The 26,187-nt window shown below is 64.9% G+C and carries 24 protein-coding genes, 1 tRNA gene and 1 pseudogene; 15 read left to right on the top strand and 11 right to left on the bottom strand.

Features of this window, described 5'->3' with window-relative positions; all coding sequences use genetic code 11:
- Nucleotides 1-273: 273 nt before the first annotated feature.
- Nucleotides 274-1,230, bottom strand: coding sequence for an NAD(P)/FAD-dependent oxidoreductase (locus JAO74_RS15105; RefSeq protein WP_233151065.1), 957 nt, complete (start codon nt 1,228-1,230; stop codon nt 274-276).
- On the opposite strand from JAO74_RS15105, the gene trmD reads away from it, so the two are divergent.
- From trmD to JAO74_RS15090, 3 genes are all read left to right on the top strand, one after another.
- A complete protein-coding gene (gene trmD / locus JAO74_RS15100) occupies nt 1,220-1,954 on the top strand; it encodes a tRNA (guanosine(37)-N1)-methyltransferase TrmD (RefSeq protein ID WP_199039952.1) in 735 nt (244 codons plus the stop codon). The genes JAO74_RS15105 and trmD overlap by 11 nt on opposite strands.
- 4 nt (nt 1,955-1,958) lie before the next feature.
- Nucleotides 1,959-2,351 (top strand): 50S ribosomal protein L19, encoded by a 393-nt coding sequence (rplS, locus tag JAO74_RS15095; protein ID WP_056525635.1) that lies wholly within the window; start codon nt 1,959-1,961, stop codon nt 2,349-2,351.
- Nucleotides 2,352-2,431: 80 nt separating this feature from the next.
- Nucleotides 2,432-3,427, top strand: a complete 996-nt coding sequence (locus JAO74_RS15090; RefSeq protein WP_199039949.1) for a glycosyltransferase — start codon at nt 2,432-2,434, stop codon at nt 3,425-3,427.
- A gap of 341 nt (nt 3,428-3,768) precedes the next feature.
- On the opposite strand, the gene rpoD is transcribed toward JAO74_RS15090, so the two are convergent.
- Genes rpoD through JAO74_RS15070 form a run of 4 tightly spaced genes read right to left on the bottom strand, consistent with a single transcriptional unit; the run spans nt 3,769 to nt 8,637 of the window.
- Nucleotides 3,769-5,802, bottom strand: coding sequence for an RNA polymerase sigma factor RpoD (gene rpoD, locus JAO74_RS15085; RefSeq protein ID WP_199039946.1), 2,034 nt, complete (start codon nt 5,800-5,802; stop codon nt 3,769-3,771).
- Nucleotides 5,802-7,685 (bottom strand): DNA primase, encoded by a 1,884-nt coding sequence (gene dnaG, locus JAO74_RS15080; RefSeq protein ID WP_199039943.1) that lies wholly within the window; start codon nt 7,683-7,685, stop codon nt 5,802-5,804. The genes rpoD and dnaG overlap by 1 nt, the downstream gene beginning before the upstream one ends.
- A gap of 52 nt (nt 7,686-7,737) precedes the next feature.
- Entirely contained in the window at nt 7,738-8,127 is a 390-nt protein-coding gene (locus tag JAO74_RS15075) for an endonuclease domain-containing protein (RefSeq protein ID WP_199039940.1), read from the bottom strand.
- Between the two features lie 42 nt (nt 8,128-8,169).
- Complete coding sequence (locus JAO74_RS15070) at nt 8,170-8,637, bottom strand: GatB/YqeY domain-containing protein (RefSeq protein WP_199039937.1); 468 nt, start codon at nt 8,635-8,637, stop codon at nt 8,170-8,172.
- A 95-nt stretch (nt 8,638-8,732) separates the two neighbouring features.
- Here JAO74_RS15070 and carA point away from each other — a divergent pair.
- The 5 genes and pseudogenes from carA (at nt 8,733) to JAO74_RS15045 (ending at nt 15,282) form a co-directional block, all read left to right on the top strand.
- A pseudogene (gene carA / locus JAO74_RS15065) lies at nt 8,733-9,945 on the top strand (glutamine-hydrolyzing carbamoyl-phosphate synthase small subunit).
- Nucleotides 9,946-10,773, top strand: coding sequence for a hypothetical protein (locus JAO74_RS15060; RefSeq protein ID WP_199039934.1), 828 nt, complete (start codon nt 9,946-9,948; stop codon nt 10,771-10,773). It begins immediately after the preceding pseudogene.
- On the top strand, nt 10,773-14,102 hold the full coding sequence (gene carB, locus JAO74_RS15055) for a carbamoyl-phosphate synthase large subunit (RefSeq protein ID WP_199039930.1): 3,330 nt from the start codon (nt 10,773-10,775) through the stop codon (nt 14,100-14,102). Before JAO74_RS15060 ends, carB begins: the two co-directional genes overlap by 1 nt.
- A gap of 71 nt (nt 14,103-14,173) precedes the next feature.
- Nucleotides 14,174-14,650, top strand: a complete 477-nt coding sequence (gene greA / locus JAO74_RS15050; protein WP_199039916.1) for a transcription elongation factor GreA — start codon at nt 14,174-14,176, stop codon at nt 14,648-14,650.
- Between the two features lie 2 nt (nt 14,651-14,652).
- Complete coding sequence (locus tag JAO74_RS15045; RefSeq protein ID WP_199039914.1) at nt 14,653-15,282, top strand: rhomboid family intramembrane serine protease; 630 nt, start codon at nt 14,653-14,655, stop codon at nt 15,280-15,282.
- A 175-nt stretch (nt 15,283-15,457) separates the two neighbouring features.
- On the opposite strand, the gene JAO74_RS15040 is transcribed toward JAO74_RS15045, so the two are convergent.
- From JAO74_RS15040 to JAO74_RS15020, 5 genes are all read right to left on the bottom strand, one after another.
- Entirely contained in the window at nt 15,458-15,682 is a 225-nt protein-coding gene (locus tag JAO74_RS15040; protein WP_199039912.1) for a DUF4170 domain-containing protein, read from the bottom strand.
- A gap of 76 nt (nt 15,683-15,758) precedes the next feature.
- Entirely contained in the window at nt 15,759-16,250 is a 492-nt protein-coding gene (locus tag JAO74_RS15035) for a DUF883 family protein (RefSeq protein WP_199039910.1), read from the bottom strand.
- A 4-nt stretch (nt 16,251-16,254) separates the two neighbouring features.
- Nucleotides 16,255-16,566: a DUF3618 domain-containing protein gene (locus JAO74_RS15030; protein WP_199039908.1), complete on the bottom strand. Its 312-nt coding sequence runs from the start codon at nt 16,564-16,566 to the stop codon at nt 16,255-16,257.
- A complete protein-coding gene (locus JAO74_RS15025; RefSeq protein ID WP_233151064.1) occupies nt 16,563-16,907 on the bottom strand; it encodes a phage holin family protein in 345 nt (114 codons plus the stop codon). The genes JAO74_RS15030 and JAO74_RS15025 overlap by 4 nt, the downstream gene beginning before the upstream one ends.
- Before the next feature lie 5 nt (nt 16,908-16,912).
- Nucleotides 16,913-17,431, bottom strand: coding sequence for a hypothetical protein (locus JAO74_RS15020; protein ID WP_199039904.1), 519 nt, complete (start codon nt 17,429-17,431; stop codon nt 16,913-16,915).
- 169 nt (nt 17,432-17,600) lie between these two features.
- Between JAO74_RS15020 and eno the strand changes: the two genes are divergently transcribed.
- Together eno and JAO74_RS15010 are read left to right on the top strand one after the other, a co-directional pair.
- A complete protein-coding gene (gene eno / locus JAO74_RS15015; RefSeq protein WP_199039901.1) occupies nt 17,601-18,881 on the top strand; it encodes a phosphopyruvate hydratase in 1,281 nt (426 codons plus the stop codon).
- Between the two features lie 2 nt (nt 18,882-18,883).
- Nucleotides 18,884-19,207: an FtsB family cell division protein gene (locus tag JAO74_RS15010; RefSeq protein ID WP_233151063.1), complete on the top strand. Its 324-nt coding sequence runs from the start codon at nt 18,884-18,886 to the stop codon at nt 19,205-19,207.
- 47 nt (nt 19,208-19,254) lie between these two features.
- On the opposite strand, the gene JAO74_RS15005 is transcribed toward JAO74_RS15010, so the two are convergent.
- A complete protein-coding gene (locus JAO74_RS15005) occupies nt 19,255-20,082 on the bottom strand; it encodes an alpha/beta fold hydrolase (RefSeq protein ID WP_199039898.1) in 828 nt (275 codons plus the stop codon).
- A gap of 144 nt (nt 20,083-20,226) precedes the next feature.
- On the opposite strand from JAO74_RS15005, the gene JAO74_RS15000 reads away from it, so the two are divergent.
- The 5 genes from JAO74_RS15000 (at nt 20,227) to JAO74_RS14980 (ending at nt 26,187) form a co-directional block, all read left to right on the top strand.
- Nucleotides 20,227-21,942 carry a DUF885 domain-containing protein gene (locus JAO74_RS15000; RefSeq protein ID WP_233151062.1) on the top strand — a complete coding sequence of 572 codons (1,716 nt, stop codon included), beginning with the start codon at nt 20,227-20,229 and terminating at the stop codon, nt 21,940-21,942.
- A gap of 213 nt (nt 21,943-22,155) precedes the next feature.
- Nucleotides 22,156-24,294: a prolyl oligopeptidase family serine peptidase gene (locus tag JAO74_RS14995; RefSeq protein WP_199039891.1), complete on the top strand. Its 2,139-nt coding sequence runs from the start codon at nt 22,156-22,158 to the stop codon at nt 24,292-24,294.
- Between the two features lie 111 nt (nt 24,295-24,405).
- A complete protein-coding gene (locus JAO74_RS14990; protein ID WP_199039888.1) occupies nt 24,406-24,747 on the top strand; it encodes a hypothetical protein in 342 nt (113 codons plus the stop codon).
- A gap of 105 nt (nt 24,748-24,852) precedes the next feature.
- Nucleotides 24,853-26,040, top strand: a complete 1,188-nt coding sequence (locus JAO74_RS14985) for an AI-2E family transporter (protein ID WP_199040292.1) — start codon at nt 24,853-24,855, stop codon at nt 26,038-26,040.
- A gap of 70 nt (nt 26,041-26,110) precedes the next feature.
- Nucleotides 26,111-26,187: transfer RNA gene (locus tag JAO74_RS14980), tRNA-Asp, on the top strand.

Genomic DNA, 26,187 nt, shown 5'->3' with positions numbered 1-26,187 from the left:
CTTGTATATTGACATAAATTTATGTTTTTGGGCAGTGGTTATGCCAAAAAGCGATGGCCATCGTAACCAACGGCATTGGCAAATACGCTCCCTGAATTTTTCAGGTGATGCAACGACATCCGCGATTTTCATGACATGTGACGGCATCAATAATCATGACCCGTTTGGATAGTCGCTGGTCCTGACGATGGTGTTGCGGCGTCGTACGATCGATATCGACGGAACCTCGCGGCGCACGACTTGCCCATTAATTTTTACAGACGGCGATGGTCGTCAGCGCCTGATCGGCCGCTGGTCCGACAGCATGTTGCGGATGGTTGTGGCGGCGACGCCGGCTTCGCCCATCGCATGGCTGATCTGGTCCAGCCCCTTCACCACGTCGCCCGCTGCGAACAGGCCGGGCAGGGAGGTGCGCTGGTGATCGTCCACCTCCAGGCACCCCTCCGCCGTCGCCCGCGCACCGGCCGCCACCGCCAGCGACGATCGGATGACCGACCCCATCGCCGGATAGACGCTGTCGAACGACATTCGCCCTTCTGCGGTATCGAAGGCGAAACGCTCCCCCTCGATGGCGAAGCCGCCACAGGGCCCCTGCACGCGGACGACACCGGCATCGTCCAGCGCCGCTTCGCAGGCGGCATCCAGTTCCATATCCTCCACCGGACTGACCAGCGTGACGTCACGGGTATAGGCGCGCAGGAACAACGCCTCCTTCATCCCATGCTGGCCCTGACCGATCACGCCGACGCGCCGATCGGTTACCTCATATCCATCGCAGATCGGGCAATAGCGCAACAGGCCGGCGGCGAGCGCCCGGCTGTGCAGATCGACGTCCATCTCGGGCCGGTTGTTCACCACGCCGGTCGCCAGCAACACGGAGCGGGCACGGACGCCGCGATCGCCGATGCGGACGATGAATCCGTCGCCCACCGGCTCGATCGCCGTCACCATCGCCTCCTCGCGCACCGCGCCGAACCGCTCCGCCTGGGTCAGCATCAGGCGCAGCAGGTCGCGGCCGGGGATGCCATCGGGATAGCCGGCATGGTTGTTTGTGCGCGGTATCCACGCGGCGCGACTGTCGCCGGAATCGAACAGGCGGATGTTCAGCCGGAACCGCGCCAGATAGATCGCCGCCGTCAGCCCCGCCGGCCCCGCGCCGATGATGACGCAGTCGTCCACCGCCTCTTGCGTTGTGACCGGCTCAGGGGAAAGGGAAGCCATGACGTTCATCGCGCAAGTCCTGACGCTGTATCCCGAGATGTTTCCGGGTCCGCTTGGCCTGTCCATCGCGGGTCGCGCGCTTAACGAAGGACGGTGGCGGTGCGATCCGTTGCAGATTCGCGACTTCGCCACCGATCGCCATCGCTCGGTCGACGACACGCCGGCGGGGGGCGGGGCCGGCATGGTGCTGCGAGCCGACGTAGTGGCGCGCGCAGTCGATCATGCCGCCGCCGCCGCGCCCGGCCTGCCGATGCTGGCGATGACGCCGCGCGGCGCCCCCCTGTCGCAGAAGCGGGTGAGGGCGTTGGCCGCCGGCCCCGGCCTCACCATCTTGTGCGGGCGGTTCGAGGGGTTCGACGAGCGGCTGTTCGAGGCGCGCGGGATCGAACAGGTGTCGATCGGCGACTATATCCTGTCGGGCGGCGAGATGGGGGCGCTGGTCCTGCTCGATGCTTGCGTCCGGCTGTTGCCTGGGGTAATGGGCGCGCCTTCTAGTGGGGATGACGAGAGCTTCGAAAGCGGCCTGCTCGAATATCCGCACTATACCCGCCCCAATGAATGGGAAGGGCGCACGATCCCCGAAGTGCTGCGATCGGGGGATCATGCGAAGATCGCGGCCTGGCGAAAGTCGAAGGCGGAGATCGATACACGGCTACGGAGGCCGGACCTGTGGGAGCGCCATGAGGGCGCTCGGGTCCGATCTCCCTCTGGCGCGCGGCACGACGAGGATTGAAGACATGAACCTGATCCAGACGCTCGAAGCCGAGCAGATCGCCAAGCTGACCGAAAAGCGCGCGATCCCCGAATTCCGCGCCGGCGACACGCTGCGCGTCGGCGTGAAGGTGGTCGAGGGCGAGCGTACCCGCGTCCAGGCATATGAGGGCGTGTGCATCGCGCGCTCGAACAAGGGGATGGGTTCCAGCTTCACCGTGCGCAAGATCTCGTTCGGTGAGGGTGTCGAGCGCGTGTTCCCGCTGTATTCGCCGAACATCGATTCGATCGACGTCGTCCGCAAGGGCGCCGTGCGTCGCGCGAAGCTGTATTACCTGCGTGGCCGCACCGGCAAGTCGGCGCGTATCGCCGAGCGCCGCGACACGCGTCCGGCCAAGGGTACGGCCGCAGCCGAGTAACATCGGTTGTCGCACACCGGTTTGGTGGGTCGGTTGGGGCAGCGGCGTTTCGGCGTCGTTGCCCCGATGGCTGTCTGCCGATGAAGAAACCCGTCGTCTCCCTTATTCGTGAGGGCGCGCCGGGATGGCGCTGGCTTGCCGACCGGATCGATGCGGTGGACTGGCACTTCCACGATATCCCGCAGCAACGCACCGGCAGTCGCGGCGAGAAGCTGGCGCGGCTGGCTCGATCGCTGAAGGCGGTCTTCGCGGCACGGCACAGCGACTTGATCCTGTCGTTCGGCCCCGGCAATGCGGCGGCGATCGAACTCGCCCGCCGCATTCTGCGCGTGTCGGTGCCGCATGCGAATTACTTCTTCAACTACACGCCCTTGCCACCGCCCGCCCAGAGCGCGTCGCGCGGCAAGCTGTTGGCCGATATCGGCCTGCTTGTTGTGTCGGCGGAGAGCGAACGGACACAATATGCGCAGCATTTCGGCCTGAACCCGGCGATCCTCGAAACCGTCCTGTGGGGCGTCGGGATGCCGGTGGTCGATACCGCTTATACGGTGCCGGCCGGCCCGTATGTCTGTTCGATCGGCGGCAACAATCGAGATTATCCGATGCTGCTGGCGGCGGCTGCGCTGCTGCCCGATACCCGTTTCCTGATCGTCGCCCGGCCGGTGAACATGGTCGGCCTGACCGTGCCGGCCAATGTGGAGGTGCGCACGAACATCCCGTTCGAGGCGGCCATGGCGGTCATCGCCGGTGCCGAGGCGATCATACTGCCGATGGCCGACCGGGCGGTGGCGGCGGGCCATGTCACCATCGTCAACGCGTTCCTGCTGGAAACGCCCGTCATCGCGACGGAGGCACCCGGCATCGCCGATTACGTCATCAATGGGCAGACGGGCATCCTGACGGTCGAACACGACGCTAAAGCCATGGCGGACGCTATCACGGCCCTGTTGAACGATCCCGCTCGCCGGAAAGCGATCGCCGCGACGGCCCGGACATTCGCGCTGGAGCGGTGTTCGGAGCAGAATTACATCGACCATCTGCCCAAGGTCGTGGAGCGCCTGCGCCGCCGGCGGTAAGGTGCGCAACCTCCACTGATACCTGTTCGTGGCAAGTAAAGATCGAACAGCCCGCGGGGCGTATCGAGGTGCCACTTCGCGCGACAGCCTGTCTATCGATACGGGCCTTCAACAAACTCGTATCAAAATCTTGTTAATAAAGATCTCGTCGTTGCGAGCGTAGCGAAGCAACCCAGTATCCCAAGCGCTGCTCTGGGTTGCTTCGCTGTGCTCGCAATGACGAGGCATCGTGATTGCGAAATCCGGCATCGAACTCCGCTCGTGACTAAAGACGGAGGACAGTCCACCGCAAATCACGCTCAAAAACCGGCGGATGCAACACGCACCCGCCGGCTGTATCCTCACTGATCCAGGAAGCTGCGCATCTTTCGGCTACGGCTGGGATGCTTCAGCTTGCGGAGTGCCTTCGCCTCGATCTGGCGGATGCGCTCGCGGGTCACGCTGAACTGCTGGCCGACTTCTTCCAGCGTGTGATCGGTGTTCATGCCGATGCCGAACCGCATGCGCAGCACGCGCTCCTCACGCGGCGTCAGCGAGGCGAGGACGCGGGTCACCGTTTCCTTCAAATTCGCCTGGATCGCCGCGTCGACCGGGATGACCGCGTTCTTGTCCTCGATGAAGTCGCCCAGATGCGAATCCTCCTCGTCGCCGATCGGCGTTTCGAGCGAGATCGGCTCCTTGGCGATCTTCATCACCTTGCGGACCTTCTCCAGCGGCATGGAGAGGCGTTCGGCCATCTCCTCCGGGGTCGGCTCGCGGCCCTGCTCGTGCAGGAACTGGCGGCTGGTGCGGACCAGCTTGTTGATCGTCTCGATCATGTGGACCGGGATGCGGATCGTCCGCGCCTGATCGGCGATCGACCGCGTGATCGCCTGCCTGATCCACCAGGTTGCATAGGTGCTGAACTTGTACCCGCGGCGATACTCGAACTTGTCGACCGCCTTCATCAGGCCGATATTGCCTTCCTGAATGAGGTCGAGGAACTGCAACCCGCGGTTCGTGTACTTCTTGGCGATCGAGATCACGAGGCGCAGGTTAGCCTCGACCATCTCCTTCTTGGCGATCCGCGCCTCGCGCTCACCCTTCTGGACCATGTTCACGATGCGGCGGAATTCGATCAGCGCCATGCCGGTCGCCTGCGAAATCTCGCCGATCTCGGTCCGGATGCGATCGACCGCTTCACCCTCGTTGGTGACGAAGGCGGTCCATTTCTTGTCGAGCTTGCCGACGCCGGCCAGCCACGAATCATCCAGCTCATGACCGATATACCGGTCGAGGAAGTCCTTGCGCGGCACCTTGTGACGCTCGGCCAGACGCAGCATCTGGCCGCCCAGTGCGGTCAGGCGGCGGTTGAAGGCATAGAGCTGATCGACGAGATATTCGATCTTGGCATTGTGGAACTGGACGCTCTCTACCTCGGCGGTCAGGTCCTCGCGCAGCTTCTGGTATTTGCGCTCGTCGGACGCCGACAATTCGCCACCGGCGGCCATCGAATCGAGGCGCGTCTGCTGCAGCTTGGCGAATTTCTTGTAGAGCGCCGTGATGTTGGCGAACCGCTCCAGCGCGATCGGCTTCAGCTGCTCTTCCATCTGGGCGAGCGAGAGGGTGTTGTCCTCCTCCTCGTCGTCCGATGCACGCGGCGTGCGTGGTTCACCCGACTCGTCGTCGTCGTCGGCCGACGGTTCTTCAGGTTCGGCCTCTTCCTTGAACGACGCGCCGGCGGTCTTCTCGCTGATCTCGCCGTTCTCATCGTCCTCGGCGCCCTCGACCTGCTCCGGCGACGGACCCTTGGACAGCATCGCATCGAGATCGAGAATCTCGCGCAACTGCATCGTGCCTTCGTTCAGCGCGGTCGACCAGTCGATGATCGCGTTGAAAGTGATCGGCGATTCGCACAGGCCCAGGATCATCGTATCCCGGCCGGCCTCGATCCGCTTGGCGATCGCGATCTCGCCCTCGCGCGACAGCAGCTCCACGGCTCCCATCTCGCGCAGGTACATGCGGACCGGATCGTCGGTACGATCGATCGTCTCTTTCTTCTTTTCCGGCAGCGCGGCATCGGCGGCGCCGTCCTCGGCGGCCTCCGGCTCGTCATCGGCGTCGGCGCGCTCTTCGGTCTCGCCGTCTTCGCCGGCTTCGTCGTTCTCGACGATGTTGATGCCCATTTCCGACAGCGCGGACGTCATGTCCTCGATCTGGTCGGACGTCATCTCGCCCTGCGGCAACGCCTCGTTCAACTGGTCGTAGGTGATGTACCCACGCTTCTTGGCGCGGGCGATCACCTTCTTGACCGACGCGTCGTTGAGATCGATCAGCGGTGCGTCACCCGTATCAGGAGCCTCTGCCGTATCCGCTGTCATGTTAGCCTTCGCCATCAATTACCCTCAGATCCCAACGATCGGGCGTCTTCGTTCGACTGACATAGGTTTGCAAGTCGCATTTCCAACGCCTGTTTCTCTTTCACCAGTGCCACTTGCCGTTCGAACGCCTCATCGGTGAAGCGTGTCTGCATCGCCTGGGTCGCCTGCGCGAGCTGGGCGTCCACCTCGGGCCGGGCGATCAGGATGGCGATCGCCTCGTCGAGGTCTTCACGGGCACGGGCTTCGTCACCCAGTCTTTGCGTGAACGTATAGGGCATGGCATCGGCCCGAAGGAGATCGGTGGCGACCTCCCCGAAACCGGACCTCGCCAATATGGTGACGAGGTGCGCGCTATCAAGCGCGTTTGCTTTGCGCTTGTCCTCCAGTGCCAAGTCGACCACCGCCTCAAATAGTCGCCCAAGCGCGCCATCGGCCAAGCGGAGGCTGCCAAGAACCTCCATATGCCGGGCGATCTCCGCAGGGTGACGGATCAAACCAGCGAGCACCGCCTTCGCAAGAACGGGGTCGATGCCGCTATCTCGTACCGCCTTGGCTTCGCTGGTAACGGGCCCGCTGGTGATCGCCGGACCCGGCCGCCATGGCTGCTTGCCGCGCTGGAACGGCACGAAGGGTTTGCGCTGGGGCGTGAAATGGGTGTCGCACCGGCGGCGGAAGTCGGACTGGTATTCCGACCGCACCGACGCATCGGCGATACCCGCCGCCAGTTCGCCCAGCCGCCGCTTCAATCCCGCACGCTGTTCGGGCGTATCGAGCGGTTCGGCGGCCAGTTCGGCCTGCCACAGGCGATCGACCAGCGGCTGCGGTTCGGCGAGCAGCTTCTCCATCGCCGCCGCGCCGCCGGCCTTTACCAGATCGTCGGGGTCCTGCCCCTGCGGCAGCGTCACGAACGACAGGCTGCGCCCCGGCGCCAGCATCGGCAGCGCACGGTGCGCGGCCCGAAGCGCGGCCTTCTGCCCCGCCGCATCGCCGTCGAAGCACAGGATCGGCACGTCGCTGATGCGCCACAGCCGTTCCAGTTGATGTTCGGTCAGCGCGGTGCCAAGCGGCGCGACCGCCTCACCGATGCCGGCCTGCGCCAGCGCGATGACGTCCATATATCCCTCGACCACCAGTACCCGGTCGGCCTTGCGCGCGGCGGGGGCGGCGCGGTCGAGGTTGTAGAGCGTGCGCCCCTTGTCGAAGAGCGGGGTGTCCGGCGAGTTCAGGTATTTCGGCTCGCCCTGATCCAGAATGCGGCCGCCGAACGCGATCGTCCGCCCGCGCGCATCGCGGATCGGGATCATCAGGCGGCCACGGAAACGATCGTACGGCTCCTTGCCCTCGACCTGGATCAACATGCCGGATTCGACCAGCATCGGGTCGCCATAATCCTTCAACGCGGTCTTGAGCTTGCCGCGCGAATCGGGTGCGAAGCCCATGTCGAAGGTGCGCGCCGTCTCCGCCGAGATCCCCCGCCGGTCGAGCAGCGCCCGCGCCTCGGTGCCGGCCAGGCCGTTCAGCTGTTCGGTGAACCACGTCGCCGCGTCGGTCATCGCCTCGTGCAGGCCCTTGGCGCGTTCTGCCTTGGCCGCGGACTGGCGATCCATCGCGGGCAGTTCCATGCCGGCGGTCTGCGCCAGTTCCTTCACCGCATCCATGAACGGCAGGCCACGCTGGTCGGTCATCCACCGGATCGCGTCGCCATGCGCGGAACAGCCGAAACAGTGATAGAAGCCCTTGTCGTCGTTGACGTAGAAGCTGGGCGTCTTCTCGTTATGGAACGGGCAGCAACCGCGCATCTCGCGGCCGGCTTTTTGCAGTTTGGTGGTCTTGCCGATCAACGCCGACAACGACGTGCGCGCACGCAGTTCGTCGAGAAAGGCGGGTGAGAGGCTCATGCGCGCTTTATAACGCCTATGTCGGGTTTGCGGTAGAAGAGCAACAATTCCCTCAACTCCCCTCCCGCTTGCGGGAGGGGTCGGGGGAGGGCCTGTCCACGAGCGCCCGTTCGATCGTGACTACCACGCCGTCCAGTCGTTCCAGCACGTCGTTGTTCCAGAAGCGGATAACCCGAAATCCCTGAGCCTCCAGATAGCGGGTGCGCCGGGCGTCCTCGTCGGCGCGCCAGTCATGCTGGCCGCCATCGACCTCGATCACCAGCCTAGCCCCGCGCGACACGAAGTCGCAAATGAAGGGACCGATCGGCACCTGTCGATTGAAGCGGATGCCCGCGACTTTGCGCGCGCTGATCGCTTGCCACAGGCGGCGTTCGGCATCGGTGGCATTCAGCCTCAATTCGCGGGCGCGGGCGGTGGGGCGGGTGTAGCCTTTGTCCGACATGCCCTCCCCCGACCCCTCCCGCTTGCGGGAGGGGAGTTTCCGTTACGCCAAAGCAGCCTTCACCAAACCGCTCGCCTTGCTCATATCCAGCGCCGTCGCATGGCGCGCCTTCAGCTCCGCCATCACCCGGCCCATGTCCTTCATCCCCGTCGCGCCCAGATCGGCCTTGATCGCCTCGATCGCCGCGCTGGTCTCCTCGTCGGTCAGGCGCGTCGGCAGGAAGCGTTCGATCACCGCCACCTCTGCCGTCTCCGCCGCCGCCAGTTCGGGCCGGTTGCCCTGTTCGTACATCGCGATCGATTCGCGGCGCTGCTTCACCATCTTCTGCAGCACCTCGACGACCAGCGCGTCGTCGTCGGCGGGGGCGACGCCTTCACGACTTTGCGGGGCGCGGGCCTCGATGTCGCGGTTCTTGATCGCGGCCTGGATCAGGCTCACGGTGGCGCGGGTTTCCTTGTCGCCGGCCTTCATGGCGGCGATTTGGGCGGATTTGATGTCGTCTCGAATCATGATGCGCGGCCCATAGCAGATTGACGGCGAGGGTGGGCGAGTTTAGCGGGCGGGGCTTAGCGACATCGCTGATCCAAAGGAGTGCCCGCCGCATCATGGCCGACGCCACGACATTTGCCGCGCCCGTCGCATCCGCGCCCCCGCAGCCCGAGGGCGCGACAGGCGTTCTCGTCCTCGCCAGTGGCGACGTCCTGTGGGGCCGTGGCTTCGGCGCCGAGGGTGAAGCGGTGGGCGAGGTATGCTTCCACACCGCGATGACCGGTTATCAGGAAATCATGACCGACCCGTCGTTCGCGGGCCAGATGATTACCTTCACCTTCCCGCATATCGGCAATGTCGGCGCAAACCCCGACGATGTGGAGGCGGATGCCCCCCACGCGCTGGGCATGATCGTGCGCGAGGACCCGACCGCGCCGTCCAGTTTCCGCGCGATGGAGAATCTCGACGGCTGGATGCGCCGCCACGCGCGCATCGGCCTCGCCGGCATCGACACGCGCGCGCTGACGCGGCGGATCAGGACCGGCGGCGCGCCCAACGGCGTCATCGCGCATTCGGCGACGGGGACGTTCGATCTCGACCTGCTGCTCGACATGGCGCGCAGCTGGCCGGGGCTGGAGGGCATGGACCTTGCCAAAACCGTGTCGACCGAGATGCATTATGGCTGGCAGGGCGGCCTCTGGCGGCTCGGCTTCGGGTATGAGCCTTCTGCTCCCCTCCCGCTCGCGGGAGGGGGGTGAGCGCCCGCACGTCGTCGCGATCGATTACGGCAGCAAACGCAACATCTTCCGTAACCTTGTTCAAGCGGGCGCGAAGGTATCCGTCCTCCCCGCCACCGCGACCTACGAACAGGTGATGGCACTGAGGCCCGACGGCATCTTCCTGTCGAACGGCCCCGGCGACCCCGCCGCGACCGGTGAATATGCCGTGCCGGTGATCCGCCAGTTGCTGGACACGAAGCTGCCGCTGTTCGGCATCTGCCTCGGCCACCAGTTGCTGGGCCTCACGGTCGGCGCGACGACGACCAAGATGTTCCAGGGCCATCGCGGCGCGAACCACCCCGTCCAGTGCCTGAGCGACGGCCCCCGTTCTGGGCGAGTCGAGATCACCAGCATGAACCACGGCTTCTCGGTAGAGCGCGACAGCCTGCCCGCCGGCGTGACGGAGACGCATGTGTCGCTGTTCGACGGCTCCAACGCGGGGCTGGAGATCGACGGCGGCCGGGCGTTCTCGGTACAGTATCACCCCGAGGCGTCGCCGGGGCCGCAGGATAGTTTCTATCTGTTCGAGCGGTTTGTGGGGATGCTGTAAGTGGGACGTGAGGTTTCTGACTATGTTGCGTTGGCGCTGGTGGCTGATCTCCGCGTCGAGCGTGATTACTTTTCAGATAAACCTGAGGATTTTAGCGGCGATATCGATCAATTAAAGGCAAAAGCAGAAGAAATTCTGAGATTTCCCATCTCTGATTACATGCTTCAGCAGGTTGTCAGGACCCTTGCAGATTGCAAGCTGATCCGCATAACCGATGATCACTTTTCAGGTACTTTTATCAAGATCAAGGCGAGTAATCTTGGAAAGTTTGTCGAGAACGCCAAATTAGAGCTAGGTCAAGCAGTTAACGAGTCTGATGAGCTTTCTATTATCACAAAGCCGTCGGACTATCCAAATGCGTCAGCGCTGCAAAAGCATGAATTGTTTGAGGATTACGATGAGCTTGGGCCCGCATGGCTGAATAGAGCTCTCGACGGTCTTCGGAAGCAAGTGGAACAGGCTGGTTCTCTTGACGCTATTGCGAGTCAATCTGTTGTTAAAGAAACTAAGGTCCCGGCTTCCGATCGAGTTGTCACATTCTCCGATAACCAAGTTACGGAATTAGACGAGCAAACGACCGCGATTATCGATGCAGTTTCAGCGCAGAATCAAATTGACGGCGTTCCTGGATTACGGGAGTTGGTGCTTGGTCAATTAAAAGCTGGCCGGGAGCTATTACGAGCTGGAAGCTTCCGTCTCTATTTGATTGAACTGACTCTAATTGAAACGCTCAGAATGCTGGTGAAGAGATATGAAAAAGAAGCGATTGGCGGATTGGCGTCGGCATTGATCGCGGTCCTGCTGAAACACATTGGAATTGACGCATAATGCCCAAACGCACCGACATCTCCTCCATCCTCGTGATCGGCGCGGGGCCGATCGTCATCGGTCAGGCGTGCGAGTTCGATTATTCGGGCACGCAGGCGATCAAGGCGTTGAAGGAGGAGGGCTATCGCATCGTCCTCGTCAACTCCAATCCCGCCACGATCATGACCGATCCCGAGCTGGCCGACGCCACCTATGTCGAGCCGATCACGCCGGACGTGGTCGCGAAGATCATCGAGAAGGAGCGGCCCGACGCCGTCCTGCCGACGATGGGTGGCCAGACCGCGCTCAACACCGCGCTGGCGCTGTTCCGCGACGGCACGCTGGACAAGTTCGGTGTGCAGATGATCGGCGCGGATGCCGATGCGATCGACATGGCGGAAGACCGGCTGAAATTCCGCGACGCGATGGACCGGATCGGCCTCGAAAGCGCCCGCTCGGCCATCGCGCATTCCGAAAAGGAAGCGCTGGAAGGTCTTGATAAGGTAGGGCTTCCCGCCATCATCCGGCCCAGCTTCACGATGGGCGGCTCCGGCGGCGGCATCGCCTACAACCGAGCCGAATTCCTGGCGATCGTCCGCAGCGGACTGGACCTGTCGCCGACGACCGAGGTCCTGATCGAGGAGTCGCTCCTCGGCTGGAAGGAATATGAGATGGAGGTGGTGCGCGACCGCAAGGACAACGCGATCATCATCTGCTCGATCGAGAATGTCGATCCGATGGGCGTTCACACCGGCGACTCGATCACCGTCGCGCCGGCGCTGACGCTGACCGACAAGGAATACCAGATCATGCGTAACGCATCGATCGCGGTATTGCGCGAAATCGGTGTGGAAACAGGCGGTTCCAACGTACAGTTCGCGGTAAATCCGAAGGATGGCCGCCTGATCGTCATCGAGATGAACCCGCGTGTGTCGCGTTCGTCGGCATTGGCGTCGAAGGCAACCGGCTTTCCGATCGCCAAGGTCGCGGCGAAGCTGGCCGTGGGATACACACTCGACGAGATCGAGAACGACATCACCGGCGCGACGCCGGCCAGTTTCGAGCCGACGATCGATTACGTCGTCACCAAGATTCCGCGCTTCGCCTTCGAGAAGTTCAAGGGCGCCGAGCCGACGCTGGGCACGGCGATGAAGTCGGTCGGCGAGGTCATGGCGATCGGCCGCAACATCCACGAATCGATGCAGAAGGCGCTGCGCGGTCTGGAAACCGGCCTGTCCGGCTTCAACAATGTCGACGCGCTGGTCGGCGCACCGCGCGGCCAGATCGAGGCGGCGCTCGCTTCGCCGACGCCCGACCGGTTGCTGGTCGCGGCACAGGCATTGCGCGAAGGCTTCACCGTTGCCGAGGTCCACGCGATCGCCAAATACGACCCGTGGTTCCTGGAGCGGATCGCCGAGATCGTCGCCGCCGAGGCCGAGGTGATGGAACACGGCCTGCCGATCGACGCGCCCGGCATGCGCCGGCTGAAGGCGATGGGCTTCAGCGACAAGCGGCTCGCCTGGCTCGCCCTGCAATCCGCGAACCTGCGCGGCATGACCCGCGGCATCGCGCGCGGATCGGGCCTGATCCACGAGGTCGTGAAGGCGATGACCGGCGGCGTGACCGAGGACGAGGTGCGCGCGCATCGGCTGAAACTGGGCGTGCGCCCCGTCTTCAAGCGGATCGACACCTGCGCGGCCGAATTCGATGCGAAGACGCCGTATATGTATTCGACCTATGAGGCGCCGACCTTCGGCGAGCCAGAGGACGAATCGATGCCGTCGGATCGCCGCAAGGTCGTGATCCTCGGCGGCGGGCCGAACCGGATCGGGCAGGGGATCGAGTTCGATTACTGCTGCTGCCACGCGTGCTTCGCGCTGGCCGATGCCGGGTACGAGACGATCATGGTCAACTGCAATCCGGAGACGGTCAGCACCGATTACGATACGTCCGACCGCCTGTACTTCGAACCGCTGACCGCCGAAGACGTGCTGGCGATCCTTGATGTCGAAAAATCGCGCGGCGAGTTGGTTGGCGTGATCGTGCAATTCGGCGGCCAGACGCCGCTCAATCTGGCGCGAGCGCTGGAGGCCGCCGGCATCCCGATCCTCGGCACCACGCCGGCCGCGATCGATCTGGCCGAGGACCGCGAACAGTTCGCGGCGCTCATCAACAAGCTGGGCCTGCTCCAGCCATCGAACGGCATCGCGCGCAGCAGGGACGAGGCGCTGATCGTCGCCGACCGGGTCGGCTATCCCGTGCTGATGCGGCCCAGTTTCGTGCTGGGCGGCCGGGCGATGGAGATCGTCGATGGCCCATCGCAGCTCGAAGACTATATCCAGACCGCCGTGCAAGTGTCTGGCGATGCGCCGGTTCTGATCGACCAGTATCTCCGCGACGCGATCGAGGTCGATGTCGATGCGATCTGCGACGGCGAGGACGTGGTGGTCGCGGGTGTGTTGCAGCACATCGAAGAGGCGGGCGTCCATTCGGGCGATTCGGCCTGCTCGATCCCGCCCTACAGCCTGTCGGGCGAGATCATCGCCGAGATCGAACGCCAGACCGAGGCACTGGCGCGGGCGCTGTCCGTCGTCGGCCTGATGAACATCCAGTTCGCGGTGAAGGACGGGAAGGTCTATCTGATCGAGGTCAACCCACGCGCCTCGCGCACCGTGCCGTTCGTCGCCAAGGCGATCGGCGTGCCCATCGCCAAGATCGCCGCACGGGTGATGGCGGGCGAGAAGCTGCGCGACCTGCCGCCGATCGATCGCCACATCGATTACGTCGCAGTGAAGGAGGCGGTGTTCCCGTTCAACCGCTTCCCCGGCGTCGATCCGGTGCTGTCACCGGAAATGAGGTCCACCGGCGAAGTGATGGGTATCGCCGCCGATTTCACGACTGCGTTCGCCAAGTCTCAGTTGGGTGCCGGCACGATCCTGCCGACCGAAGGCGCCGTGTTCGTCAGCGTGAAGGACGGCGACAAGCCGCAGATCGTGCCGGCGATGCGCGAACTGATCGACAAGGGCTTCACCGTCGTCGCGACCGGCGGCACCGCCGATTATCTGGAACGGGCGGGTCTGGCGGTCGAGCGGATCAACAAGGTCGCGCAGGGGCGCCCGCATATCGTCGACCGCATCGCCGATGGCGGCATCGCGCTGATCTTCAACACGACCGAGGGGTGGCAGTCGCTGAAGGATTCGAAGCCGATCCGTCAGGCCGCGCTGGCGGGTCGCATCCCGTATTTCACGACCGCCCCGGCGAGCGTGCAGGCGGCGCATGCGATCGCGACCGGTGCGGGCGTGCTTGAAGTACGGCCCCTGCAGTCCTATTATTCGCAGTCGCACAACTGATCCCGAAATAATCGCGATGTGCGTGCGGCCCGGACGGGTTGTTCGGGGATAGACTGAATTGGGGACTACACATGGCGACCGTCGAAAAGATGCCGATGCTCCAGGAGGGCTACGAAACGCTCACCGCGGATCTGAAGCGTCTGAAAGCCGAGCGGCCGCATATCGTCGATGCGATCGAGGAAGCGCGCGCGCATGGCGATCTGTCGGAAAATGCCGAATACCACGCCGCCAAGGAGCAGCAGGGTCAGAACGAGGCCACGATCTCGGACATCGAGGACAAGCTGAGCCGCGCGCAGATCATCGATCCGCGCGACCTGTCGGGTGACAAGGTGGTGTTCGGTGCGACCGTGACGTTGCTCGACGACGACGACAAGCCGGTGAAATACCAGATCGTCGGCCAGACCGAGGCGAACGCGAAGACCGGGCGGATCAGTTACAATTCGCCGCTGGGTCGCGCGCTGATCGGCCGCAAGGTCGATGAGGATGTCGAGGTGTCGGTGCCCGCGGGCGATCGTTACTACGTCGTGTCCAAGATCGAATTCATCTGACGATGTGGCGCGAAGGGCGGGCGACCGCGGCGATCGCCGCCGCGACCGTTCTCGTGTCGGCGTTGCTGATCCTCAGCGGGACGTTGCCGACGGCAGCGGTCGGCTGGGGCTTCATTCCGTTGCGGTTCGAGGGTGCGCCGCCGCCTGATCACCTGTTCATGGCCCCGCTATGGCTGACGCCGCTCAGCGCGACGTTGATCCATGGCGGCTGGATGCATCTGGGCTTCAATATCCTGATGTTCGTCTATTGCGGGCAACAGACGGAGCGGGTGCTGGGGGTCGGTGGCATCGCCGTCCTGTATCTGGTCGGCGCCTATGCGGCGGCGGCCGTGCAATGGTCGTTCGGACCGCTCTCGGCCCAGCCGATGATCGGCGCCAGCGGCGCGATATCCGCGATCGTCGGCGCCTATGCGATCCTGTTCGGGCAGCGGCGTGCCAAGCGGTTGGGACCGATTCCCGCCTATGTCATGCACGTGGCGTGGCTGGCGGTATCGTGGATCGGCATCCAGTTGCTGATCGGGCTGGCCGGCATGGGCGGCGTATCCGTGGCGATCGGTGCACATATCGGCGGTTTCGTAGCCGGCGTGTTGCTGGCGCGGCCGTTGCTGGGATGGCGCTACCGACGGGCCTGATCCGGGTTCGATATCTTCGTCCTTGCGAGTGTAGCGAAGCAATCGATGCAGCGCGCGGACCACTGGTTTGCTTCGCTACGCTCGCAATGACGAACTGCATCGTAAAGCCGGCTTATCCAGCAACGGTATCACCCAAGACAAAAAAAGGGCGCCCCGCAGGACGCCCCAATTCGTATCACGCAGGCTTGATCGTATCCGGTTCCAGCAGCCGGTGCAGATGCACGACCACGAATCGCATCTCGGCATCATCGACTGTCCGCTGGGCGGCGGCACGCCATGCCTTTTCGGCGCTGGCATAATCGGGAAAGATACCGACGACATCCAGCTTGCCGGGATCGACGAAGTCGAGAGTGCGCGGATCGCTGACGCGGCCGCCGAAGACGAGGTGGAGTTTGCTCATGCCCCGTCTTTTAAGGTGCGCCGCAGCATGCGGCAATGGGGCGACGCATCATCAGCGTCCGCCCCGTTGTCGTCGATCAAGTCCGCCCGCTGCCCTTGGCCGCCTGCGCTGCCGCGCCACCGGCGCTCGACAACGCCTTCAGGACGCCATCGAACAGCGCCTGACCACGCTCGCGTGCCGCACCGGTGGTAAGGCCCGCCTGATCCAGTTCCTGCTTGCCCGCCTCGCGCGCCGCCGCGAATGCCTGGCGGGCGCTGTCACCCAGCTTGCGGCCGACCGGCGACAGCAATTCCTTTTCCTTCGCCGACCGGGGCAGCAGCGCGCCTGCCAGCGCGCCCAGCGCTACGCCGCCGATCAGGACGACGAACGGGTTCGTCTCGATCTCGTCTGCGGCGCGATGCGCGGCATCCTTCGTGGCGCGCTTGGACGAATCATAGACATCCGCCGCACGGTCGCGGGCGTCGTGATAGACCCGCGATGCCGTCTCGCGAACCTGATCGTAACTCGATGCGGCATCGGTATCGCTCTTGGCGCCATCGTGATGGGGGCGGGGAGGGGTGTCGCTCATGATATCAATCCTTCGAACGGGGTATCGGGGAGGCGGGAACCGGGCGGCGGGCACGGCGTCGGCGTAGCGCATCGCCGATGCGGCGACGGGCGAACAACAGTCCGACCGCGGCGACTGCTCCGGCGACGATGCCGGGATAACGCTTGGCCCCATCGACGCCGGCATTCACGGCATCGAGACCCGCCTGTCGCGCATCGTCGGCGATGACCTTCGGGTCGAGCCGCCCCTGTAATTGCGCGACGGTGCCTGACAGGCGCGCACGCGCTTCGGCTGCCTGAAGTTCGGCGGCGACGAGATCGAGACGCGGATCGCTCACGCCGACCGCTCCGGCAGGATCGGCGCGGCGAGCTTGCCCTTGCCGACGAACGCCAGCCCACCGGCGAGGGCAAGCACGACGATTACGACGATCACCGTCGCCAGCAACGGCCCGACCAGCGTGGCGAGCGCCATGATGAGCCCGACCAGCAACGCGACCAACGCCGCCAGGGCCAGCACGCCGGCGACCGCAAAGAACAGGATCGCGGACTTGTACGCCGCGATCCGTTCGGACGCCTTCGCCTTGTACAGGCCGATTTCGGCGGACACGACATGCCGGCTGTCATCTACCAGCCGGCCGATCAACGTCGTGACACCTTCTTCTTCGATCAGGGGCGGCAAAGAGGTCAATCCTGCGAATCCACGCCCGACTGGATCAGGCGCGCGACGACGAAGCCGAGCGCGGCGGCGGCACCGACCGCGACGGCCGGGCTTGCCTTCACGAAATTGCGGGCATCGTCGATCAGGTCGTCGATGTTCTTGTTGCGGACCGTATCGGCGAATCCCGACACCTGACCGGCGGCCGAGCGGGCATATTCGCCGTATTGCGCACCGATCTTGTCATCGACCTGCGTCGCGGCATCGATCAGCAATTGCGACAGCTGGTCCAGCGCGGTGCCGGCCTTCGCCTTGCCGTCGTCGGCCAGCGTGCGAAGCTTCTCCGTCGCCTGCTGGCCAGCCTTGCCGGCGCCGTCGCGGATCGCCTGTTTGGCATCGGCGGTGCGGGCAGCGAGCGACTTGTCGGCGGTCGGTGCATCGATATCGCTGCCGGCATTCTTCAGTGGCGCGGCGGTCTGCAACTCACCACCGGCGGGGCTGGCGGCGATATCGCTATCGGTCATCGGGTTCAGATCGTTGTCGGGCATGGTCGGTGTCCTTGCTATTCGCCGGTTCAACAAGTCTTATCCGTGCCGGTTCCCTGCACGCAACGTACGCGCAACGATTGCCGACGCGGTGCCCGCGATATAGGACGCAAGCGAACCCAGTGCATCTGCACGACAGCGCATTCACAGCATGCTTCAGGAGCAAGCCACCTTGACCGCCATCATCGACATCCATGCCCGCCAGATCCTCGACAGCCGGGGCAATCCGACCGTGGAGGTCGATGTGCTGCTGGAAGACGGCAGTTTCGGCCGCGCGGCGGTGCCGTCGGGCGCGTCGACCGGCGCGCATGAGGCGGTCGAGAAGCGCGACGGCGACAAGAGCCGCTGGGGCGGCAAGGGCGTCGATCAGGCGATCGAGGCGGTGAACGGCGAGATCGCCGAGAAGGTCGTCGGCCTCGATGCCGAGGATCAGGTCGATCTTGATCACGCGATGATCGAACTGGACGGCACCGAGAACAAGGGCCGGCTGGGTGCGAACGCGATCCTGGGCGTCAGTCTGGCGGCGGCCAAGGCGGCGGCGGATGCGCGCGGGCTGCCGCTGTACAAATATGTCGGCGGCGTCTCGGCGCACCTGTTGCCGGTGCCGATGATGAACATCATCAACGGCGGCGAACATGCCGACAACCCGATCGATTTCCAGGAATTCATGATCGTGCCGGTCGGCGCGTCGAGCATCCTCGAAGCGGTCCGTTGCGGTTCGGAAATCTTCCACACGCTGAAGAAGGGCCTGAGCGAGAAGGGCCTGAACACGGCGGTCGGCGACGAGGGCGGCTTCGCGCCCAACATCGCCAGCACCACCGACGCGCTCGATTTCATCATGCAGAGCATCGAGAAGGCCGGATACACGCCGGGCGACGACGTCCACATCGCGCTCGATTGCGCCGCGACCGAATTCTACAAGGACGGCCGCTACAACATCAGCGGCGAGAACCGCATCCTGTCGAGCCATGAAATGGCCGAATATCTCGCCGACCTGACCCGCCGCTATCCGATCTTCTCGATCGAGGACGGCATGGGTGAGGACGATTGGGAAGGCTGGAAGGCGCTGACCGACCTGATCGGCGACAAGGTCCAGCTGGTCGGCGACGATCTGTTCGTGACCAATCCGAAGCGGCTGAAGCGCGGCATTACCGAGGGGATCGCCAATTCGCTGCTGGTGAAGGTCAACCAGATCGGCACGCTGACCGAAACGCTGGAGGCCGTGTCGATGGCGCAGCGCGCCGGCTACACCGCGGTCATGAGCCACCGGTCGGGTGAGACCGAGGACTCGACGATCGCCGATCTCGCGGTCGCCACCAACTGCGGCCAGATCAAGACGGGCAGCCTCGCCCGGTCGGACCGGTTGGCCAAGTACAACCAGCTGATCCGCATCGAGGAAGAACTGGGCAACGCGGCGCGCTATGCCGGCCGCGACGTGCTGATCGGCGGCTGACGATGCGCGCGAGGAAGCCGTCGGCCTTTCGCCGGACGCTGCGGCGGGCAGCGGTGCCGGCGGCGGTCCTCGCGGTCATGGCGTTCTTCGGCATCTATGCCGTGCTGGGGCCGAACGGCCTGCTCGCCTATGGCGATTACAAGCGGCAACTGGTGAAGCGGGAACGGGATTATGCCGTGCTCGATCAGCGGCGGCAGGTGCTGAAGAACCGGGTGGCGTTGCTCAACCCGGATCACGCCAACCCGGATATGGTCGACGAAATGGTCCGCAAGGAACTGAACGTCACCCATCCCGACGAGGTGATCGTCCCGCTCGACCCGAAATAACGAAGCGCGCCGGTCGCCGTTGATGGCGACCGGCGCGTTTCATCGGATCAGCGGCCCAGGAAGGTCAGCAGATCCTGTGTCAGGCGGTCGCTGTGCGTCACGTTCAGGCCGTGCGGCGCGCCGTCATATTCCACCAACTGCGCGTTCGCGATGCCGGCCTTCGCCGCGCGGGCCGAGGCATCGATCGGCACGGTCTGGTCGCCGGTGCCATGGACGATGAGCGTCGGCACGCGGAACGAGGCGAGGTCGGGCCGGAAATCGGTGTGGCTGAACGCCTCCGCACAGGCCAGCGTCGGCTTCAGACCGGCCTGCAGCGCCAGACTGGTCGACCAGTGGACGACATCGTCGCTGACCGGGCTGGAAATATACCCCACGCCATAGAATTGCGGCACGAAGGTGTGCCGGAAGAACTTCGCCCGGTCTTCCTTGATGCCGTCGGCGATCTGGTCGAACGTCGATTGCGGCGTGCCGTCCGGATTGTCGTCGGTCTTCAGCATATACGGGACCACCGACGAGATCAGGCCGGCGGCGATCACGCCCCGGCCGTCGTGCCGGCTCATATAGCGTGCGACCTCGCCGCCACCCATCGAGAAGCCGACGATCGCGGCGTCCGCATCGGCGCCCGTCGCCTTCATCACATCGGCCAGATCGTCGGCCAGCGTGTCGTAATCGTACCCCGACCATGGCTGCCCCGACCGGCCGAAACCGCGCCGGTCATAGGCGATCGCACGGAACCCGGCATCCGCCAGCGCCATCGCCTGCGCATCCCAGCTATCGGCGTTCAGCGGCCAGCCATGGGTCAGGATGACGGGACGGCCACTACCCCAGTCCTTGACGTAAATATCTGTACCGTCGCGTGTTTTTACGTAGGGCATGTCGTCGCTCCGTTCGTGATCGATGCGGGCGGTAAACGTATCTCGCCTGCGACCCGTTCCCCGAAATGCTGGCGCCGACGCGGTGCGCCTGCCAGCATGGCCGCTCGGGCGAATCGGAGAAATGGACGAATGACGAAATGGGGGATGGCGGCATCCGCTGCGCTGCTGGCGTTGACGGGCGCCGCGCCGGCGCCACGCGCGCCGCAGTCGACGGCCGTGACGCCGCAGGCCAGTCGCTGGGGCAGTTTTCGCGATGCCTATGTCGAGGAACTGTTCCGGCTCGATCCCGGCTACGCCATCTATCAGGGCCGGCACGATCTCGACGGGCAGGTGCAGGACTGGAGCCCGGCGGGCCTGAAGCGGCTGGGCGAATTCTATCGCCGGTCGCTGGTCGCCGCGCGGGCGATGCCGGTGCGTGGGATGACCGCGCAGGACCGGTTTGAGCGCGACTATCTGATAAAGGTCACCGAGGGCCGGTTGTTCTGGCTGGAGGATGCCGACCAGCCGCACCACAATCCGCAATGGTACATGACCGCCGGTCTCGACCCGAACGTCTATATCGCGCGCAACTATGCCGATGCGACGACACGGGCGCGGGCGTTGACGAAGTTCTTCCTCGCGGTGCCCGCGGCGGCGGCCAACATCCGCGCCAATCTGGCGACGCCGATGCCGCTCAGCTTCGCCGAGTTCGGCGCGGCGGGGTTCAACGGCTTTGCCGACTACTATACCGGCGATGCCGTCCGCGCCTTTGCCGGGGTAAAAGACGAGCGCGTGCAGCGCGACCTTAAGACCGCCGCCGCCAGCGCGTCCGCCGCGATGCGCGCGCTCGGCGGCTGGATGGAGCAGCAACGGCCCAGCGCCACCAGCGACTTCGCGCTGGGCGCCCCCCGCTTCGCCCGCATGCTGGCGACGACCGAGGGCGTCACCCTGCCACTCGCCCAGGTCGAGGCGGCGGGCCGCGCCGATCTGGCCCGCAACCGCGCGGCGCTGGTCGCGGCGTGCGCGCAATATGCGCCGGGCACGACGGTGCCGGTCTGCGTCAAGCGGATGAAATCGGACAAGCCGGCCGATAGCGCGGTGGCGGAGGCACGCCGCCAGATACCGCGACTGCGGGCCTTCGTCGTCGAGAACGATCTGGTCACGATCCCCGGCACCGAACAGGCGCTGGTCGAGGAAGCGCCACCATACATGCGCCAGAACCCGGCCTATATCGATCCGCCGGGGCCGTTCGAGCGCAACATCCCGTCGATCTATTACATCTCGCCGCCCGATCCCGCGTGGGACAAGGCGACGCGCGACGCGTTCGTGCCGGCGAAGGACGACCTGCTGTTCACCTCGGTGCACGAGGTGATGCCCGGCCACTTCCTCCAATTCCTGCACGCCAACCGCTCGCCGTCCCTCTTCGGCCGTATATTCGTTGGCTATGCCTATGCCGAGGGGTGGGCGCATTACAGCGAGGAGATGATGTGGGAGGCCGGCCTGGGGCAGGGCAGCGCGCAGGTGCATATCGGCCAGTTGTCGAACGCCCTGCTGCGCGATTGCCGCTTCCTGTCGGCCATCGGCCTGCATGCGCGCGGGATGACGCAGGAACAGTCGCGCCAGATGTTCGTCGACCAATGCTATCAGGACGAGGGCAACGCCCGCCAGCAGTCGGCGCGCGGCACCTATGATCCTGCCTATCTGAACTACACGATGGGCAAGCTGATGATCCGCCGCCTGCGCGCCGACTGGACCGCGACGCATGGCGGCCGGGCGGGGTGGAAGGCATTCCACGATCGCTTCCTCAGCTTCGGCGGCCCGCCCATCCCGCTGGTTCGACAGGCGATGATGGGGGAGAAGACGGCGCGGGCGGTGTTTTAAAGTCCGGGAGATACCTTCCACCCCCGTCATCCCGGCGAAGGCCGGGACCCATGGACACGGAGGTCGGGGTCAGGTTTCGTTCCCTATCCGGACACACCGCAACCATGGGTCCCGGCCTTCGCCGGGATGACGGTGAGGGGGAGTATCGCTCATACATTGCGCAAACGGCTATCCAAAGGCACAAGGCGTGATATTGTATCAACGGAGCCATTCATGCGTGAAGTGAAGATGTTGCTGGCCGCGACGATCCTGGCCGGGGGGCTTGCGGGCGCCCCGACGCTCGCCCAGACCGCGGCGATGACCAACGATCCCTATATCTGGCTGGAGGACAAGGACGGCGCGAAGGCGCTGTCATGGGTGGAGGCGGAGAATGCCCGCACGCTGCCCCGGCTCCAGAACGATCCCCGCTACGCCGCCTTCTATGCAGAGGCGTTGGCGATCGCGTCGGCCAAGGATCGCATCCCGATGCCCAACCAGCAGTTTGGCCGCATCCTGAATTTCTGGCGCGATGCCGATCATCCGCAAGGGCTGTGGCGCTGGACGACCGAGGCCGATTACGCAAACCCCGCACCCGCATGGAAGACGCTGATCGACCTCGACGCGCTCAGCAAGGCCGAGGGCAAGAAATGGGTGTGGAAGGGCGCGACCTGCCTGCAACCCGAGGAACGCCTGTGCCTGGTCGCCCTGTCCGAAGGGGGCGAGGACGCGATCAGCTATCGCGAATTCGATCTGGCGACGGGCCAGTTCGTCGCCAACGGCTTCGCGCTGTCGACCTCGAAGCAGGGGGCGACCTGGATCGACAAGGACACGCTGCTCGTCAGCCGTGACTGGGGCGCCGGCACGCTGACCGCCTCGTCCTATCCCTTTGTCGTCAAGCTGTTGAAGCGTGGACAGCCGGTCGATCAGGCGGTCGAGGTGTTCCGCGGATCGCCGCAGGATCAACTCGGCACCTATGCGACGACGCTGATCGACGCGAAGGGCAACCGCGCGGTGGTGATCGAGCGACGGGTGACGTTCTTCGGTGGCGAGAAGTTCGTTTGGACCCCCACGGGGACGCCAGCGGGAACGACGCGCAAGCTCGACGTGCCGGCCCGCACCTTTCCGGCCGGAATGGTCGATGGCCGGGTGATCTTCGACACCAGCGATCCGTGGGGCAATATCGCCGCCGGCTCGGTCGCGTGGGTGCCGCTGGCCGAACTGGAAAGCGGGCGGATGACACCGCGCGTCCTGTTCGCTCCGACCCCGCGTCAGGCGGTACAGGGCGTGTCGACGACGAAGGATCGCGTGATCCTGACCTATATCGACAATGTCCGGGGGCGGATGACCGTGTTCGCGCCGACCGCCGCCGGCTGGGCAGCAACGCCGGTGGCCGTGCCAGAGAATATGAGCGTCGGCGTCGCCAGCACCACCGATCGCGAGAACCGCGCGTTCGTGTCGCTGACCGGCTTCGCGACCCCGACCACGCTCGCCACCATCGATGCGGCGGCACCGGCCGCGCCGAAGGTCGTGAAGACGCTGCCCGCGCAATATGACGCAGCCGGCGTGACGGTGGAACAGTTCGAGGCGACCTCGACCGATGCCACGAAGGTGCCGTATTTCGTCGTTCGGCCGAAGGGGGCGAAGCTCGACGGCACGACGCCGACGCTGATGACCGCCTATGGCGGGTTCGAACTGTCGCGCCTGCCGACCTATCTGGGATCGACCGGCAAGCTGTGGCTCGAACGCGGCGGTGCCTATGTTCTCGCCAATATCCGGGGCGGCGGCGAGTTCGGGCCGGCGTGGCACGATGCCGGCCGCAAGACGAAGCGGCAGGTGATCTATGACGATTTCGCCGCCGTGGCGAAGGATCTGTTCGCGCGGCGGATGACGAGCGCGAAGAAGCTCGGCATCTATGGCGGGTCGAACGGCGGCCTGTTGATGGGCGTCGAATTCAACCAGCACCCCGATCTGTGGAACGCCGTCGCGATCCAGGTGCCGCTGCTCGACATGATCCGGTACGAAAAGATCGCGGCGGGCGCGTCGTGGGTCGACGAATATGGCTCGGTCGACAACCCGGCGGAGCGCGCGTTCCTCGAAAAGATATCGCCCTATGCGAACATCAGGAAGGGCGGCGCCTATCCCGAACCCTATATCTGGACGACGACCAAGGACGATCGCGTCGGGCCGCAGCACGCGCGCAAGTTCGCGGCGCGGTTGAAGGAATATGGCCTGCCCTATCTGTTCTACGAGGATACGGCGGGCGGCCATTCGGGGGATGCTGACATTGCGCAGGGTGCACGGTTGCAGGCCTTGCAGATGACCTATTTCGCGCAGAAACTGATGGGACCTGCCGGGGAAACGGCCGCGCGATAGGCTTTCCGGTGCTGCCCTGCCGGCGATTGCGTGCCGTGATGAAACGATGCGTTCGCCACATCGTTATTGCTGCAACGCAGCGATAGGCGCAAAGGGAGCGGGATGAACGATATGAGCTCTGCGATCGAACGTCCCGCTGCCTCCCCACCGCCGTCGCCGGCGGTGATCTTCGAGGCGATCGTCAAGCAACTGGCGGTCGCCGCGACCTATAATCGCGGCGACGTGACGCTGGCGCCGCACGTCATCTATACCCGGCACGACGAGATCTACGTCGATGCCACGACGCTGGAACGCGACGGCAAGCCGCCCAAGGAAGAAAAGATGGGCTCGTTCAAGCTCGCCGGCCTCGGCGCGTTGCGCATCACGCCGCGCCGCTTCTCGGCCAGCACGCTGCACAACCCGGGTGACCCGCGCTACGAGGGCACCGTGCTGATGGCGATCGAGCCGAACTGATCGATCGCGAACTGACGGAATAACTTACACTGGGTCGTTGCCGCCCGTCGGTCGCCCTCCTAGGGTGGTGACATGGTCGACCCGGACACCCGTCTTACCCCCGATATGCCCGGCGACTCCCTGTTGGGCGTGCCGGTGGGCGTCGCCGCGGAGGAAGCGGTACGCATTGCCATGCGCCGCGACCGGCTGCTGGCGTCGCTGACGCTGACCGCCGGTGTCGGACTGGTACTGGCGTTGCCGTTCGCCCTGAAGGCGGGGGCGGAGTTTTTCCTGCCGCTCACGACCGCACTGGTCATCGCCGTCGCGCTGATCCCGGTGCTGGAATGGCTGGAGCGGCGGCGGGTGCCGTCGCCGCTGGCCGCGCTGCTGTGCCTTCTCACGTTCCTGCTGGCCGCCAATATCGCGCTGGCGGCGATCATCGTCCCGGCGGCCGACTTCTTCCGCCTGCTGCCGACCCGGCTGGACCGCATCCAGGACAATCTGGCGCCGCTGTTCGACCTGTATTCCAACCTCGAAACCTATGTGAACAAGACGCTGCGCCAGGTGGCGACGACGCCGATCCGCCAGCCGCGCACGGCAGCGGTGGCGGCGCCGGGATCGATCCTCGAACTGGCCGCCACCTCGGCGCCGGCGGTGATCGTGCAGGTGCTGTTCGGCATGCTGATCGTATTCTTCTTCCTGTCCGGCTGGACGCGGATGCGGCAGCGGACGATCACCGGCCGCACCAGTTTCGACGGCGCGATGGCGACCGCCCGCGTGATTCAGGACGTGGTGGACGACGTGTCCGCCTATCTCGGCACGATCACCGCCATCAACGTGGTGCTGGGCATCGTCACCGGCGTGGCGTTGTGGGCGATCGGCATGCCCTATCCGGCGATGTGGGGCGGGATCGTCGCACTGCTCAACTACATCCCCTATTTCGGGCCGGTGATCGGCGCGTTCCTGCTGGCGCTGGGCGGGCTGATGACCTTTTCCGACATCTGGATGGCGATGCTGCCGCCCGCGATGATGTACGGGCTGCACCTGATCGAGGCGAACGCGATCACGCCGTTCGTCGTCGGCCATCGCCTGACGATTAGTCCGCTGCTGATCCTCATCTCGCTCAGCTTCTGGGGATGGGTGTGGGGGACGCTCGGCGCGCTGCTGGCGGTGCCGCTGCTCATCATCATCCAGACCGTGCTGGGGGCGGCGGGCAAGCCGGATATCGCCGGTTTCCTGTTCGAACACGGCACGCTCGTCCAGCAACAGCGCGGGCGCAAGCGGCCGGCGGCGGACGCACCGGCGGCGCCCTGAAAAACGCCGCATGAAAAAGGGTCGTTGACAGGCAGGGGGGCCTCGCCTAGTTGGCCGGCCTCGCTTCCAAGCGGGTGTAGCTCAGTTGGTTAGAGCGCCGGCCTGTCACGCCGGAGGTCGCGGGTTCAAGTCCCGTCACTCGCGCCA

This window comes from Sphingomonas mollis, from assembly GCF_016427505.1.
Lineage (GTDB): Bacteria > Pseudomonadota > Alphaproteobacteria > Sphingomonadales > Sphingomonadaceae > Sphingomonas > Sphingomonas mollis.
Note: the sequence above shows the minus strand (reverse complement) of the source record. Positions and strands in the feature narration are given on the sequence as shown.